Origin of the sequence: Synechococcus sp. MEDNS5 (assembly GCF_014279875.1) — a bacterium.
Lineage (GTDB): Bacteria > Cyanobacteriota > Cyanobacteriia > PCC-6307 > Cyanobiaceae > Synechococcus_C.
The window spans coordinates 1793983-1807435 of record NZ_CP047952.1 but is presented as its reverse complement, the minus strand read 5'-3'; the positions used below and the strand labels follow the sequence as shown (position 1 = coordinate 1807435).

The window sequence follows — 13453 nt, the reverse complement described above, 5'->3', positions numbered from 1 at the left end:
AAATGGCCAGTATTTGTTTGCACAGGTTTTGCCATGCTGCCCAGAGTGTTTCTAAGAAGCATTGCTGTGACTGGCTTTTGGTGACGCCCCCTGATGGATTCGAACCATCGACCGACTGCTTAGAAGGCAATTAATTCTCCAGTCATACCAAGGGTTTTCAAGGCTATGACGAGGAATTAAATGTTGGAGGGAACCCTAGGGCGCCCCGAGATGGGGTGTTTCTGGAGACATCTTGTGGGGTGTCTCCAGTTTTAAAAACCGACTGCTTTTGAGGCAGTCAGTCGATGGTGTCTTGGCAACTTGGCTTCTGATGGATGTGGTTCAAATGTCGACGTCCGCCCCAGGGAGCAACGTCTTGGCGCGATGGACCTCAGCAGCAGCGGACAAGTTGTGGCCGCTGTACAGCCAGCCCTGGGCATCGAGAAAGGTGAACATCTTGATCATGTGATCAACGCACTCACCTGCCTCATTGGATGCCTTCTGGTTCGCCTCCTCCCAGCGCCTCACACCATCGGCGTCGATGTATTGATCGAGCACCTCAGTGATTAGCTCCTGTGCAGCGCTTGGCCGTGTGATCAAAGCGTTGGCTTCAACCTTGCGGGCGCCATGCTCTGACAGGTATTGCTGGACGTGAGGCTTGCGGTGGTCCTTGTGGTTTGGATCAGAAAGATCCTTCCCGCTAGACGTTTCCAGCCCATCGATCCACAACAGGCCGTTGCTCTCAATGAAGTCGGCGTTAAGGCCAAACCGGACGATCTTGAGATCATCCATTGAGTACAGAGACCGGCTGTGCATCTCCTAGGGCTGCTGGTGATCTGACCGCAACACATCAGCAATGGGCTTAAGGTTGTTCCGGATTTGATCACTGATTTGCAGGCCAATTACATCCTTCATGCAACTTTCCTACCTTCTAGTCAACGAGCAGAAAACCAACTTTTATCGAGAATAAGTCGACTCTGGCTCGTCAATGTGGCTGTATTCGAGTGCGGCGAACACCAACGCTCGTTCCATCAAGATCGACCAACCGGCGATGCTTAAACCCAGCTCAGCTATCGTCCGAATTGGGTCCTTATCAAATAACGACTGGAGGGCTTTCATGCAGTTCACACCCCGCTTAGAGGCAAGGTCGAACGCTTCCGCAGATGATTCCAAATTGTGCACTCTTAAAAGTTGTAGCGGAAGTTCTTGACTTCTTCTTTCTTTCCTTCTTTCAAGCCTTCTTTCCACTCTCCTCTCTCCATTGTTTTGTTCATTAGACCTAGTACTTGATTCGTCATTGCCTCTCTCTCACAGGCTCTTGAATATGCCTTTCTTTGATAGCCTGAATATGAAGGTTTGCCGTAATCGATTATTACTTCGTCTGCTTTCCACTCAAGACACGCATCCATTGCTTGTCTTTCTGATGTGTAGTTAGAACATCTTATTACACCAACAAGTAATACTGCTGGTGCTAGTGCTGTTAGTAGTTTCATTTCCTGTGACGTTTTGACTGGCGGGGCCAGGCGACATAGACGAGAGAGCGACTGTTACCAGTCTGCAAAATAATCGGCGCAAGGTCTATTCAATGGGGACGGTTGTTTGATTACGAAGCCGCTTTGTAATGGTTGGTTTACGGCCTCCGCTGCAGTTATCGACCTGGGCCCATCTCGGAGTTGCCCAGCCATCGTCCTGAGTATTAGAGAAGCCCACCGCACGCCCGAAACGAGGAGTTGCTTGCAGCGTTCACGGGCTGCGGTCGGTGATCTCAGCTGCTGTTGCTCGTGCCATGGCCAATAAGCCTTTGAAAGCCGCTGGCACATCCAGCTTTTGGGGAATAATCAACACTAGGACAACTTGGGCCACGCTTTGGGCCACACAAAGCAACAAATAAGAAAAAAGGGCTCAGCTTTCGCTGAAACCCCTTGCTGTGATTAACGCCCCCTGTGTGATTCGAACACACGACCGACTGCTTAGAAGGCAGTTGCTCTATCCAGCTGAGCTAAGGGAGCTCGCGGGACCATTCTTGCAGTCAATCCCGACAGCGCCGCCTACTCTTGGAAGCTGTGCAGTGCAGGCGATGGCTCCAAGCCGGCTTAACGACAGTCAGAAGCAGGAGCTCCTGGATCGCTACCGCAAGGGTGAGCCCAGTGTCGCTCTGGCGGATGCCTTTGCCTGCAGTGCCAACACGGTGAGTCGCACGGTGCGCGCCTTGCTCTCGGAGGAGGAGTACAGCGCCCTCAAAGCCTCCCGTGCTCGCGGGGCTTCATTGCCACAGCCTCAGCGGCAGCCTGAGGTTCCGATTGAGGTGTCTGTTGAGGATCCAGCCAGCCCCGAGGGAGAGGACGAGGCTTCGTCAGGTCTGGCTCTGGATGACGCCGATGATTTTGGGGCCGATGAACCGGAGGCCCTCGCTGATGAGGAGTCTGGAGAAGGGTTCCCAGGTGGGGAGGAGTTCCATGAGGTGGCGGTGCTCCCCGTTGACCTGCCCCAGGTGAACACTCAGCAGGTGCATTGCCTGCCGTTTGAAGCCGGAGTGCTTCCCGACAGTGTTTACATGCTGGTGGACAAGACGGTTGAACTGGATCCGCGGCCGCTCAGCGATTTTCCTGAGCTGGGTATGGCTGATCCTGAAGAGCAGTCGCTGCAGGCGCTTTGCCTGTTCACCAGTCCGCGCACAGCGAAACGCCAGTGCGGCCGCAGCCAACGTGTGATCAAGGTGCCTGATACCCAGGTATTTGCCATCACCACGCGCCACCTGGTGGCCCGAGGCATCACCCGCTTGCTGGTGGAGGGTGCGCTCTACGCGCTCGACGCCTGATTCAGCGTCTGGAGTTTGGCAGCAGCAAGGCCGTGAGGCTGCCGCCTCCGAGCAGACCGAGAACGGCACTGACGCCCACCACAAAGCCTGCCGGCAGAGGTGCGGTGGAGCCCACCCCCAGGTTCAGGCGGTAGCGATCTCCCAGATTCTGAGCTCCGAGGCAAAGCACCACCAGCAGGGCTGCACCCCCGCCCAAGGTGAACATCAGCAGACGCAGGCGCAGCAGCATGGCGCCAACCATCGAGGCCTCGTCAGTCTGCCTGCTTTTCCGCCTCATGCAAAAGCGCATAAAGCTCTCTGCGGCTGCGTCCGCTGGTCGGGGCCAGCTCCCTCGCCGCTTCGCTGGCTTTCAGGCCCTGGTTGATCAGCTCGCGCAGCTCTTCGAGGCAGCGCTCTTCGCTGTACTGGGGCACTTCAGTGGGCGTGGCCCCTCCGAGCACCAGGGTGAATTCCCCCTGGGGAGCGTGCTGGGCAAAATGCTCCAAGGCGGCATTCACACTGGGACCCACCTGCTCTTCATGGCGCTTGGTGAGCTCCCGGCCCACTTGCAGCGGCCGGTCGCCACCGCAGTGCTCCGAGAGCTCCTGCAGCAGTTTGAGCAGGCGATGGGGGGCTTCGTACAGCACCGTTGTGCGCTGCTCAGCGGCAAGTTCCATCAGGCGCTCCTTGCGTTCCCGGCCTTTGGAGGGCAGGAAACCCTCGAAGCAGAAACGACCGCTGGGAAGGCCGCTGCTCACCAGCGCTGTGGTGGCGGCACAGGGGCCTGGGATGCAAATCACCGCATGCTTCGCCTCTCGGGCTGCCATCACCAGCTCCTCTCCAGGGTCACTGATGCCCGGCAGGCCAGCATCACTGATTACAGCAACGCTGCGGCCATCCCCCAGTTCCTCCAGGAGCTGGGGGATGCGGGCGTGGGTGTTGTGCTGGTGGAAGCTGCAGCGCCTCGCCTGGGATCCCAGGGCGCTGAGGAGCTGGCCGCTGTGGCGGGTGTCTTCACAGGCGATGGTGTCCACCGCGATCAGCAAAGCCCGGGCGCGTGGGGAGAGGTCGCCGAGGTGCCCGATCGGGGTGCCGACCACATAAAGCACTCCGGCATCAGGCTCGGCCCGCTGCTTCACAATGGCTCCGCCAAGATCTCTCCATGATGCCGATTGCTCCGACCCTTCCTGCCGGCATCGATCAAACCCAACTGCTCGAGGCCCTGCGCCCGCTCTGTTGGGGTGCGGCCGATATCCTCCGGGCCTACGCCCGCGGTGAGCAGCCCCCTCACGGTTTTCCCAGGGCTCTCAGTGTTGAAGATGGCGGTGAAGGCCCTGTTTCAGCGGCGGATCTGGCCGTGAATCAGTGGCTTCTCGATGGCTTGCGCTCGGCATTCCCGGATGCCGGGTGGACCTTGCTGAGCGAGGAGACCGCCAAAGAGCAGCTCACTCCGGGCAAGCGCCTACCCGCTGAGTGGCTCTGGATCCTCGACCCCCTCGACGGCACCAAGGATTTCCTGCAAGGCACGGGGGAATACGCCGTGCATTTGGCTCTCGTGCAGGGGGAGCGTCCGGTGCTGGGGGTGGTGCTGCTTCCAGAGGCCAATGAGCTCTGGTTCGGTGTGGTGGGCCAGGGCAGCTGGTGCGAGAATCGTCCTGCCGAGCGCAGCCCCGTGCGCTTCAGTGACCGCACCAACGATCTGGTGCTCGTGGCCAGCCGCAGCCACCGGGATGATCGTCTGGAACGTTTGATCGATGCTTTGCCCCTGGGCAGCTCCAAAGCTGTGGGCAGCGTCGGCTGCAAAGTGGCCACGATCCTGCGCGGAGAGGCTGATGTGTACATCTCTCTCTCTGGCAAGAGTGCCCCGAAGGACTGGGACATGGCGGCTCCAGAAGCGGTCTTGCTCGCTGCTGGAGGGGCTTTCACACATGCCGATGGCCGTCTTCTCACCTACAACACCGGCGACGTCCGCCAGGCTGGTTGCCTGATCGCCAGTCATGGAAAAGCCCATGCCGCCCTGGAGAATCAGGCGGCACGGGCGATGGCAGAGATTGATCCCGGGTTCCCGGTGTGAAACGGGCTGTTTTCAGTTGAGGGGTGCCACCGGTGTGGGGGCCGGTGCGGGTTCGGCGTCCTCTCCGTTCTGAGGCACACCGCGCAGGGTGAGGTTGATGCGGCCGCGGTTGTCGATCTCGCGCACACGCACGGTGACCTCGTCGCCCACTTTCACCACATCCTCCACTTTCTCCACGCGCGCCTCGGAAAGCTGGGAGATGTGAATCATGCCCTCTTTGCCAGGAAGGATCTCCACGAAGGCACCAATCGGAATAATCCTTGTGATCGCACCGCTGAAGACTTCGCCTTCGTTCACCTTGCGGGTGAGCCCTTCGATGATCTTCTGAGCTTCATCGGCCGCCGCTCCGTCGTGGGAGGCGATGGTCACGATGCCGCTGTCTTCGATGTCGATCTTGGTGTTGGTGCGCTCGGTGATGCCCTTGATGGTGCGGCCACCAGGACCGATCACGGTGCCGATCAGTTCTGGGTCGATCCGGAAGCTCAGTAGACGCGGGGCATGGGGAGAGAGTCCGTCGCGCGGTGTGTCGATCGCTTCCATCATCTTTTCGAGGATGTGAAGGCGTGCCGGCCTGGCTTGATTGATGGCCTCGGAAATGGTGCTCATCGCCAGCCCGGTGATCTTCATGTCCATCTGCAGGGCGGTGATGCCCTTGTCGGTGCCGGCCACCTTGAAGTCCATGTCGCCAAGGAAATCCTCGATGCCCTGGATGTCGGTGAGAATCCGCACCTCATCACCTTCCTTGATCAGACCCATGGCGGCACCACTCACGGGTGCTTTGAGGGGGACACCCGCATCCATCAGGGCCAGGGTGCTGCCGCACACAGAGCCCATGGAGGTGGAGCCGTTGGAACTCAACACCTCGCTCACCACGCGCACCACGTAGGGGAAGGTGTCCTTGGCAGGCAGCACGGGCATGATGGCCCGCTCTGCCAGTGCTCCATGGCCGATTTCTCTGCGGCCAGGCGAGCGCATCGGCTTGGTTTCACCCACGGAGTAGGGGGGGAAGTTGTAGTGATGCAGATAGGTTTTTTCGGTGCTGGGGTTCAGGTCATCCATCTCCTGCGCGTCACTGGGGGTGCCCAGGGTGGCGGTGGAGAGCACCTGGGTCAGGCCGCGTTGGAAGAGGCCTGATCCATGCACGCGTTTGGGAAGCACCCCGGCGGCAGCACTGATCGGGCGAACCTGGTCCAGGGTGCGGCCGTCCACCCGCTTGCCGTCCTTCACGATCTGCTGACGCATCAGCTTCTTGGTGAGCGCCTTGAAACTGGTGGGAAGCGCTTTGCTGTTGGCTGACACCAGCTTGCGCACCGGATCGCTCTCTTTCAGCCCTTCGATCGTCTCCGCGGTGCTGCTGCGGATGGCGTCCAGCTTGCTGTCGCGATCCGCCTTGCTTTGCTCGAACTGGCTGAGAACTTCGCCGATCGCCTTGGTGCAGGCTTTTTCCAGATACACCGGCAGGGTGGAGTCCTCTTCGGGTTGTTCCGGCTTCACCTGTTCGATCCCCGCCTCCTTGAGGATCGACTCCTGAGCCTTGATCAGCTCGCAGACCGCTTCGTAGCCGAAGTCGATCGCTTCGATCACATCCTGTTCGGGAAGCTGATTGGCTCCGGCTTCCACCATCACGATCCCTTCTGGGGTTCCAGCAACCACCAGATCCAGATCGCCTCGCTCGATTTCGCGGTAGCTGGGATTGAGCACAAAGTCGTCGCCAAGCAGGCCGACGCGCACGGCCGCCATCGGCCCATGGAACGGAATGCCGGCCAGCAGGGTCGCCATCGACGCGCCGGTGACTGACAGCACATCAGCCGGTACGCGCTCATCAAGGGACATGCAGGTGGCGACGATCTGCAGGTCATCGCGGAGCCAGCTGGGGAAGAGCGGCCGCATCGGCCTGTCGATCAGTCTGCTGATCAGGGTGGCCCGCTCGGGGGGGCGGCCTTCCCGGCGCATGAAGCTGCCTGGGATGCGACCTGCGGCGTACAGCCTTTCTTCGTAGTCGCAGATGAGAGGCAGGAAGTCGATGCCTTCACGGCCTGAGGATCGGGTGGCGGTGACCAGCACCGAGGTGTCCCCACACTCGATCATCACGGATCCGCCGGCCTGAGGGGCATAGCGCCCCGTGGTCAGCCGAATCTCCCGACCGTCGAAGGAGATTGACTGTGTCTGACCTTGCACTTGTGCTTATGTCTTTCTGTCAAGTCTGATTCTGGCATTCAGCAGGAACGAATCGTCAAATCACCTGAGTGCAGATGAATTTTGTTCTGTATGAGGCAAAAAAAAGGAGGTGAATGGACACCTCCGGGAAGCTTTCTTTGTTGGCGTTCCAGCAGAACGCTGATCACCAGCTGGACTTCACAACGCCGGGGAGCTCGCCTTTGTGGGCGCGTTCACGCAACTGGTTACGGCACAGTCCGAAATCGCGGTACACACCCCGGGGCTTACCGGTGGCCCAGCAGCGATTTCTCATGCGGGAGGGGGCGCTGTTGCGGGGCAGGGCCTGAATCTTGCGGTGGATTTCCAGGCGCTCCATGGGATCATCCGCTGCATTGAAGGCGGCCATCAGGGCCGACCGCTTAGCGGCGAAGCGCTCAACCATTTTCTTGCGCTTCGCATCGCGAGCGATCATCGACTTCTTGGCCATGCAGCGGTTGGAAAAGAGCAGTTCAATCTGAAACTTTACTGCCTCACTGACCCATCAATTGGCGCACCACCGTCAGCTGGCTGGTGTCACGCACGATCAACAGAACGCTGAGACCGAGCACGAGCAGCAGGCTGGATTGCATCACCACGAGTTGAAAGCGCTCGGGCAGCGGCCGTCCCCGCACACCTTCCAGCAGTAGGAAGACCAGTTGCCCGCCATCAAGAAGAGGCAGGGGCAGGGCATTGAGGACTCCAAGATTGATGGAGATCAGAGCCAGGAACAGGGCCAGGCCGGATCCTCCCTGGCTGGAGAGCTGCGCCCCCATTTCCACGATCTTCACGGGCCCAGACACCTGCTGAGCCGTGGTGCCGAAATCGGTAAACAAACTGGCGTAGCCCGACACCGTGCGGCTAAACAGACTGGCGAATTGCCTGCTGCCAGCGCTGATCGCTTCCAAAGGAGACCGCACTGGACGGCTGCCGCCGCTCATCGCCACCTGCAGCTGGGCGCCGATCCGACCGGTGCCCTGCTGGTCAGCGGGGATGAGCCGCAGCGTTCTGACGACCCCATCGCGCTGAACCTCAAGCTCCAGCCTCTGGCCAGGGCTGCGGCGGATCGGTTCAACGGCCGCTCGTACCGCTGGATCGCCGCTCCCCAGTGATTGGGAATCGATGGAGACAATGCGATCCCCCGGCCTGAGCCCGGCCTGGGCTGCTGGAGCACCGTCCTGCACCGTCATCACCATCACGCCGGGGGCTGGATCACCGGGAACACCGGCAGCGGCCGTATGGCCCACCAGCACCAGCCAGGCCAACAGCAGATTCGCCAAGACCCCGGCACTGATCACCAGAACGCGTTGGGGAATCGGACGGTTGCGAAGCAAATCCGGATCATCCAAAGGAATGGATTGGTCGTTGTCGTCGTCATCCGGGAACGAAACGAAGCCGCCCAGTGGCAGCAGCCGTAAGGCATAGGTGATGCCGTTGCGCTCGGTTTTCAGCAGCGCTGGACCGAAGCCCACGGAAAAGCCGTTGACGCGGATGCCTTGCAGACGGGCGGCCAGAAAATGACCTGCCTCATGAATCACGATCAGCAGCCCCAGAGCGAGCAGTGAGGCCAGAACGTTCATGAGGATTCGCGCAGTTGGATCATTCTGGCTGGAGACGATCCGAACCGAAGTAAGGCACGAGCGCCTTCGGCAAGAGCACGCTTCCATCGCTCTGCTGACCGTTCTCCAGCAGGGCGGCCATGGTGCGGCCGATGGCCAGGCCGCTGCCATTGAGGGTGTGCACGAGGCGGGTGGCCTTGCCGTCCTTGGTTCGAATGGATGAGCGCCGGGCCTGGAAATCGCCGCAGACGCTGCAACTGGAAATCTCCCGGTAGGCCCCGGCCCCTGCAAGCCACACCTCCAGGTCGTAGGTGCGCGCTGCTGAGAACCCGAGATCACCCGTGCAGAGTTCCAGCACGCGGTAAGGCAGCTCGAGCGCTTGGAGAACAGCTTCGGCATCGGCGGTGATCGCCGCATGCGCCTCGTCAGCGTGGTCGGGGTGCACGAACCAATACAGCTCAACCTTGTTGAACTGATGCAGGCGGATCAGCCCCCGGGTGTCCCGGCCGTAGCTGCCCGCTTCCCTCCGGAAGCAGGGGCTGTAAGCCACGTAGCGCAAGGGAAGTTGATCCGGAGGAATGATTTCATCGCGGTGAAGCGATGTCAGCGGCACCTCCGCCGTGGGGGTGAGCCAGAGGTCGTCGTCTGCACAACGGAAGCTTTCCTCGGCGAATTTGGGCAGCTGCCCTGACCCGGTGAGGCTGGCGCTGTTCACGAGCACCGGCGGCAGAACTTCGCGGTACCCCTTGCCAGTGTGGAGGTCCAGCATGAAGTTGATCAGGGCCCGCTCCAGGCGAGCACCCTGCCCGAACAACGTCACAAAACGGCTCTGAGCGATCCGCACCGAGCGCTCACTGTCGAGGAGCCCCAGGCGATCGGCGATGGCCCAGTGCTCTTCAAGGCCTTCCTGCCGGCGCGGGTCTCCCCAGGTGCGCACCTCGATGTTGTCGTTCTCATCCCGGCCGTCTGGACAGTCGGGCGAGGGAAGATTGGGGAAGGTGAGCAGCTGGGTCTTCAGCTCGGCGGCGAGTTGGCGTTCCTCGTCCTCCAGCACCGCCACGTTTTGTTTGATGGCATTGCCCTGCTGACGAAGTTCAGCCACTTCGTCGCCCTTCGGATCAGCCCCTGCCTTGATCTTGAGGCCAACCTCCTTGCCCACGCGGTTGCCTTCGGCTTGCAGGCTGCTGCGCTGCTCCTCGAGGTCGCGCTGCTGTTGGGCGAGGGCCTGCAGGCCGTTCAGATCAACCGTCAAGCCGCGGCGAGCAAGCTCCCTGGCCATCAGCTCAGGGTTCTCTCGCACCAGACGCTGATCGAGCACAGGGATTTCAATGACGGCGCGGGCAGCCTACGCGTCCGTCTTCGGGGACTTAGGCCGATTCAGAGAACCTGGCCCACCATCACGGCCGCCACGGCAGAAAACAGGGTGATGCCGAGGGCTGTGATCGGATTCTGGCCTTGCACCACAGCAACAGTGGTGATCACTCCAGCGCCGAGACAGGCTGCTGCGAGTTGGGTGGTGAGGTCTGTGGAGCGGTTCACGGCCGAGCTGTCTGTAGTGCAGGCAACCTACGGAGCTTGTTGAATGTCGTCTTGGCGACAACCCTGGATTTGTTACGGCGCGTCAGGGTTCGTTACTTGCCGCAATGAAGCGGGTCTGGCCCGGCCTGCACTGGCCCATTGCTTCAGGGCCTCCAGCTGTTCCCGGGCGGTGCGTGCCAGGGGGACCAACTGGGATGCAGCCTTGATCAGGTCACTTTCGTTCAGTTCGCGACGTTCAGCAAAGGCGAGGTGCATCGCTTCGATCACCACTTGCTCCAGTTCGGCGCCGGAATAGCTCTCTGTTCGGTCCACCACGGTGGACAGGGGCAGATCGAGTTGCGGGCGTCTGCGCTGGAGATGGAGAGCCAAAATGCCGCATCGCTCCTCTCTAGACGGCAGGTCCAGAAGGAAGATCTCGTCAAAGCGCCCCTTGCGCAGCAGTTCGGGTGGCAATCGCTCCACTCCGTTGGCCGTGGCCACCACGAACACGGCGGATCGTTTCTCCGCCATCCAGGTGAGCACTGTGGCCAGAACCCTCTGACTGGTGCCGCCATCGCTGCGGCCGTCCTGGCCGAAGCCCTTGTCGATTTCATCAATCCACAGCACACAGGGCGCCATGGCTTCGGCGCGCAGGATCATGTCGCGTGTGCGTGCCTCGCTGGCCCCAACCAGCCCTGAGAACAGGCGGCCCACATCCAATCGCAGCAGGGGCATTGACCAGCTGTGGGCAATCGCCCGGGCGGTGAGTGATTTCCCTGTTCCCTGCGGACCGACCAGCAGCACACCCCGCGGCAGGGGTAGTCCGAAACGGCGTGCCTCGTCGCTGAAGGCGCGATGACGCTGGTCGAGCCAATGTTTCAGAGTCTCCAGTCCACCGATATCCGCGGGTGTGGCATCCGTGCGGCAGAACTCCAGCACTTCGCTTCGTGCCAGGGACAGGCGTTTTTCCTCGAGCACATCGGCCAGATCATCAAGGCTGAGGCGGCCGCGCTGGGCCAAGGCTTTGGCAGCCACATGCCTCACCCTGGATTCACTGAGGCCGCAGCAGGCGTGGGTGAGCTCTTCCAACACCTCCTCCTCGAGGACGGACCCACTTGCTATGGCGATATTGCTCAACAGGATTCGCAGTTCCTCCTCCCGAGGCAGCGGCAGATCCAGCAGGGTGAGGGCCTCGTCGAGGTCGGTGGGCGGGGTCCACTGGCCGCAGCTCAGGATGAGGGTGTGCGGGGTGGACCGCAACTCGCTGGCCAGATTGCGCAGCATGCGCGCGATGCCGGGGTCATCGCAGAACCGATGCACATCCTTGAGCAGCAGCAGGGTGGGATCGTTGTTCGATCGTTCCTTCAGCCACTGCAGAACAGCCATCGGCTGCCGTGCCCCCAGGTTGTCCTGGCCCAGAGCACCGCTGAGTCCGCCGACAAAATCCCATCGCGCCAGCAAACGGTCGCCGAGACGCTGACTGGCCTGGGCCAGGAGGGCCTCAACTCTCTCCTCTTCATGGCTTCGGATCCAGATCAGAGGGGTTCCCGATCGGATCAGAAGATCCAGCTGACGGCTCCAGGATTCAGTCATGCCGTTGGTCCGGTGACGGCTCCATGGACGCTTGAAGGTCCCGCAAAGCCTGCCAACGGGGATCCTTCGGCGGCGTTGTCGTTGTGGGGGCTGCTGCTGCGCTGGTTTGCAAGGGGGGGCCGGGGCAGTGATCACCGCAGCGGTTGACCACCGACATCTGCAGGCTCAGTTGCTCAAACACCCAGCGCTCAGGCTCGAAACAGCCCCTTGGGTCGAGGCATTCCATCAGTCCCTCAGGGGCCTCAGCGTCAAACACCCCATCGCCGAGGCTTGCCTCTGAGGAATCCGAGCCAAGCCAGATCAGTTCGCGGTTGTCGACGCTGAGTTGCTGGTTGAAGTGTCCAAGGCAGCGGTCACAGCGCAGGCAGATGATGGTCTGCAGGGATCCCTCAACCTCAAGGATGTTGCCGCGGTGTTCCGCGCACACACGACCTCTGATCGGTGTGAGGCTTGAAAGCTCGTTGTGGTTCCCATTCACCTCCCAGATCCTGGGCTGACCCAGGGCAAGGAGCTCTTTCAGGGCCACCGGCTCCAAGCCGGGAATCATTTGCTTCCGCCCTTGGGTTCAAAGGGCAGACGGCCCGCCTGGGATCCGCCGCCGGCTGCGGCAGTTGCAGGAGTCTGGGCCTGCTGCTTCATCTGGTCATCCAGGATCGCCTGCAGATTGTCCGGCAGTGCTTCGCGGGTGAGAAGGAAGGTCTGAAGGGCCTGGAAGATGTTGGCGATCACCATGTAGAGCAATACGCCGGCCGGCAGGGGAAAGAACAGAAACATGCCGGTGATCATCACGGGCGTGATCTTGTTGGCCGTGGCTTGCTGGGGGTTGGCCGGCATGCCCATGCCAGACAGGAGCTGGGAGATGAAGAGGCTCAAGCCGAAGGCCCCCACGAGGATGGCGATATCCCAGTTGATGGCCCCCTCGGTGTAAAAGCCCACCTGTCCAAGGGCTTTGATGAACAGGAAGCCGCTTCGCGCTGCGAGGCCAGGGATCTTGCCCTCAACCGTGGCATCTCCTGGGGCCAAGGTCTTGATGGTGCCGTCCTCAGAGACGGACACGATCGACTCTCCTTTGGTCACCGACCAGCTGGGAAGGAAGGACTGACCGTTCTCCACATCACTGAGAACTTTGCTGAAGGGTTCACCGCTCTTGGTTTGAAGCTGGATCTGAACGTTCTCTCCAGTGCCGATCTTGGTGCCGCCGGGGAGGCTTGCGATCACAGGAACGTGATCGGTTTCAGTCACGAAGATCGAGTGGCTGGCGCTCGTGAAGGGTTTGGGGTCGACCGTGGCGATCTGGTCGGCAGGCAACACCTTGAGGTTGAGGGTGTAGGGGACGTCAGCGAACGGTGATCCCCGCAGGGTGGCGAACAGGGCGAAGAGGATCGGCATCTGCACGAGCAGGGGAAGACAACCGGCGAGAGGGCTGCCGAACTCCTTCATCAGTTTTCCCAGCTCCTCCTGCTGCTTCTGCGGGTTGCTGGCAAAACGAGCCTTGATTTCTGCCTGGCGCTTCTGCATCACCGGCTGGGCGATGCGCATGCGCCGGGCGCTGCGAATGGATCCTGCGCTGAGCGGGAACAGCGCCAGTCGAATGACGACCGTGAGCGCCACGATGGCCAGTCCGTAGCTCGGAACCAATCCGTAGAAGAAATCCAGGATCGGCAGGAGCAGATTGTCGGAGATGTAGCCGATCACGATGGCGTTCCGCGGTGTGGTGAAAGGTGATGCCAGTGTGCAACA

14 protein-coding genes and 2 tRNA genes are annotated in these 13453 nt (G+C 60.9%); 2 read left to right on the top strand and 14 right to left on the bottom strand.

Going from position 1 to position 13453, the window contains the following annotated elements; all coding sequences use genetic code 11:
* Window positions 1–87 precede the first annotated feature (87 nt).
* From SynMEDNS5_RS09780 to SynMEDNS5_RS09765, 4 genes are all read right to left on the bottom strand, one after another.
* Window positions 88–156, bottom strand: a tRNA-Arg gene (locus SynMEDNS5_RS09780).
* A gap of 165 nt (window positions 157–321) precedes the next feature.
* The gene (locus SynMEDNS5_RS09775) at window positions 322–795 is read right to left on the bottom strand and encodes a hypothetical protein (RefSeq protein ID WP_186583214.1); all 474 of its coding nucleotides are present in this window, start codon (window positions 793–795) and stop codon (window positions 322–324) included.
* A 368-nt stretch (window positions 796–1163) separates the two neighbouring features.
* Entirely contained in the window at window positions 1164–1472 is a 309-nt protein-coding gene (locus tag SynMEDNS5_RS09770; RefSeq protein WP_186583213.1) for a hypothetical protein, read from the bottom strand.
* Window positions 1473–1914: 442 nt separating this feature from the next.
* A tRNA-Arg gene (locus tag SynMEDNS5_RS09765) sits at window positions 1915–1988 on the bottom strand.
* A gap of 68 nt (window positions 1989–2056) precedes the next feature.
* Between SynMEDNS5_RS09765 and SynMEDNS5_RS09760 the strand changes: the two genes are divergently transcribed.
* Window positions 2057–2797 (top strand): helix-turn-helix domain-containing protein, encoded by a 741-nt coding sequence (locus tag SynMEDNS5_RS09760; protein WP_186583212.1) that lies wholly within the window; start codon window positions 2057–2059, stop codon window positions 2795–2797.
* Between the two features lies 1 nt (window position 2798).
* Here the strand turns inward: SynMEDNS5_RS09760 and SynMEDNS5_RS09755 are convergent, their stop codons facing one another.
* Together SynMEDNS5_RS09755 and rsmI are read right to left on the bottom strand one after the other, a co-directional pair.
* Entirely contained in the window at window positions 2799–3026 is a 228-nt protein-coding gene (locus tag SynMEDNS5_RS09755; protein ID WP_186583211.1) for a hypothetical protein, read from the bottom strand.
* A 22-nt stretch (window positions 3027–3048) separates the two neighbouring features.
* Entirely contained in the window at window positions 3049–3915 is an 867-nt protein-coding gene (gene rsmI, locus SynMEDNS5_RS09750; RefSeq protein ID WP_186583210.1) for a 16S rRNA (cytidine(1402)-2'-O)-methyltransferase, read from the bottom strand.
* Between the two features lie 23 nt (window positions 3916–3938).
* Here rsmI and SynMEDNS5_RS09745 point away from each other — a divergent pair, with 23 nt between their 5' ends.
* Window positions 3939–4850, top strand: coding sequence for a 3'(2'),5'-bisphosphate nucleotidase CysQ (locus SynMEDNS5_RS09745; protein ID WP_186583209.1), 912 nt, complete (start codon window positions 3939–3941; stop codon window positions 4848–4850).
* 12 nt (window positions 4851–4862) lie between these two features.
* Here the strand turns inward: SynMEDNS5_RS09745 and SynMEDNS5_RS09740 are convergent, their stop codons facing one another.
* The 8 genes from SynMEDNS5_RS09740 to yidC all read right to left on the bottom strand — a co-directional run bounded on the left by SynMEDNS5_RS09740 (window position 4863) and on the right by yidC (window position 13408).
* Complete coding sequence (locus tag SynMEDNS5_RS09740; protein ID WP_186583208.1) at window positions 4863–7028, bottom strand: polyribonucleotide nucleotidyltransferase; 2166 nt, start codon at window positions 7026–7028, stop codon at window positions 4863–4865.
* Between the two features lie 163 nt (window positions 7029–7191).
* Complete coding sequence (rpsN, locus tag SynMEDNS5_RS09735) at window positions 7192–7494, bottom strand: 30S ribosomal protein S14 (protein WP_186583207.1); 303 nt, start codon at window positions 7492–7494, stop codon at window positions 7192–7194.
* 43 nt (window positions 7495–7537) lie between these two features.
* Entirely contained in the window at window positions 7538–8623 is a 1086-nt protein-coding gene (gene rseP, locus SynMEDNS5_RS09730; RefSeq protein WP_186583206.1) for an RIP metalloprotease RseP, read from the bottom strand.
* A gap of 19 nt (window positions 8624–8642) precedes the next feature.
* A complete protein-coding gene (serS, locus tag SynMEDNS5_RS09725; RefSeq protein WP_186583205.1) occupies window positions 8643–9920 on the bottom strand; it encodes a serine--tRNA ligase in 1278 nt (425 codons plus the stop codon).
* A gap of 59 nt (window positions 9921–9979) precedes the next feature.
* On the bottom strand, window positions 9980–10141 hold the full coding sequence (locus SynMEDNS5_RS09720; protein WP_186583204.1) for a hypothetical protein: 162 nt from the start codon (window positions 10139–10141) through the stop codon (window positions 9980–9982).
* 72 nt (window positions 10142–10213) lie between these two features.
* Window positions 10214–11713 (bottom strand): AAA family ATPase, encoded by a 1500-nt coding sequence (locus SynMEDNS5_RS09715; RefSeq protein ID WP_186583203.1) that lies wholly within the window; start codon window positions 11711–11713, stop codon window positions 10214–10216.
* Complete coding sequence (locus tag SynMEDNS5_RS09710; RefSeq protein ID WP_186583202.1) at window positions 11706–12260, bottom strand: DUF177 domain-containing protein; 555 nt, start codon at window positions 12258–12260, stop codon at window positions 11706–11708. The genes SynMEDNS5_RS09715 and SynMEDNS5_RS09710 overlap by 8 nt, the downstream gene beginning before the upstream one ends.
* Window positions 12257–13408 carry a membrane protein insertase YidC gene (gene yidC, locus SynMEDNS5_RS09705; RefSeq protein WP_186583201.1) on the bottom strand — a complete coding sequence of 384 codons (1152 nt, stop codon included), beginning with the start codon at window positions 13406–13408 and terminating at the stop codon, window positions 12257–12259. The genes SynMEDNS5_RS09710 and yidC overlap by 4 nt, the downstream gene beginning before the upstream one ends.
* Between the last annotated feature and the right edge of the window lie 45 nt (window positions 13409–13453).

What these genes read in the sequence shown, in the direction of transcription:
- SynMEDNS5_RS09775 (WP_186583214.1), bottom strand. Translation starts at nt 795, where the DNA reads ATGCACAGCCGGTCTCTGTACTCAATGGATGATCTCAAGATCGTCCGG.
- SynMEDNS5_RS09770 (WP_186583213.1), bottom strand. Translation starts at nt 1,472, where the DNA reads ATGAAACTACTAACAGCACTAGCACCAGCAGTATTACTTGTTGGTGTA.
- SynMEDNS5_RS09760 (WP_186583212.1), top strand. Translation starts at nt 2,057, where the DNA reads ATGGCTCCAAGCCGGCTTAACGACAGTCAGAAGCAGGAGCTCCTGGAT.
- SynMEDNS5_RS09755 (WP_186583211.1), bottom strand. Translation starts at nt 3,026, where the DNA reads ATGCTGCTGCGCCTGCGTCTGCTGATGTTCACCTTGGGCGGGGGTGCA.
- SynMEDNS5_RS09745 (WP_186583209.1), top strand. Translation starts at nt 3,939, where the DNA reads ATGATGCCGATTGCTCCGACCCTTCCTGCCGGCATCGATCAAACCCAA.
- rpsN (WP_186583207.1), bottom strand. Translation starts at nt 7,494, where the DNA reads ATGGCCAAGAAGTCGATGATCGCTCGCGATGCGAAGCGCAAGAAAATG.
- rseP (WP_186583206.1), bottom strand. Translation starts at nt 8,623, where the DNA reads ATGAACGTTCTGGCCTCACTGCTCGCTCTGGGGCTGCTGATCGTGATT.
- SynMEDNS5_RS09715 (WP_186583203.1), bottom strand. Translation starts at nt 11,713, where the DNA reads ATGACTGAATCCTGGAGCCGTCAGCTGGATCTTCTGATCCGATCGGGA.
- SynMEDNS5_RS09710 (WP_186583202.1), bottom strand. Translation starts at nt 12,260, where the DNA reads ATGATTCCCGGCTTGGAGCCGGTGGCCCTGAAAGAGCTCCTTGCCCTG.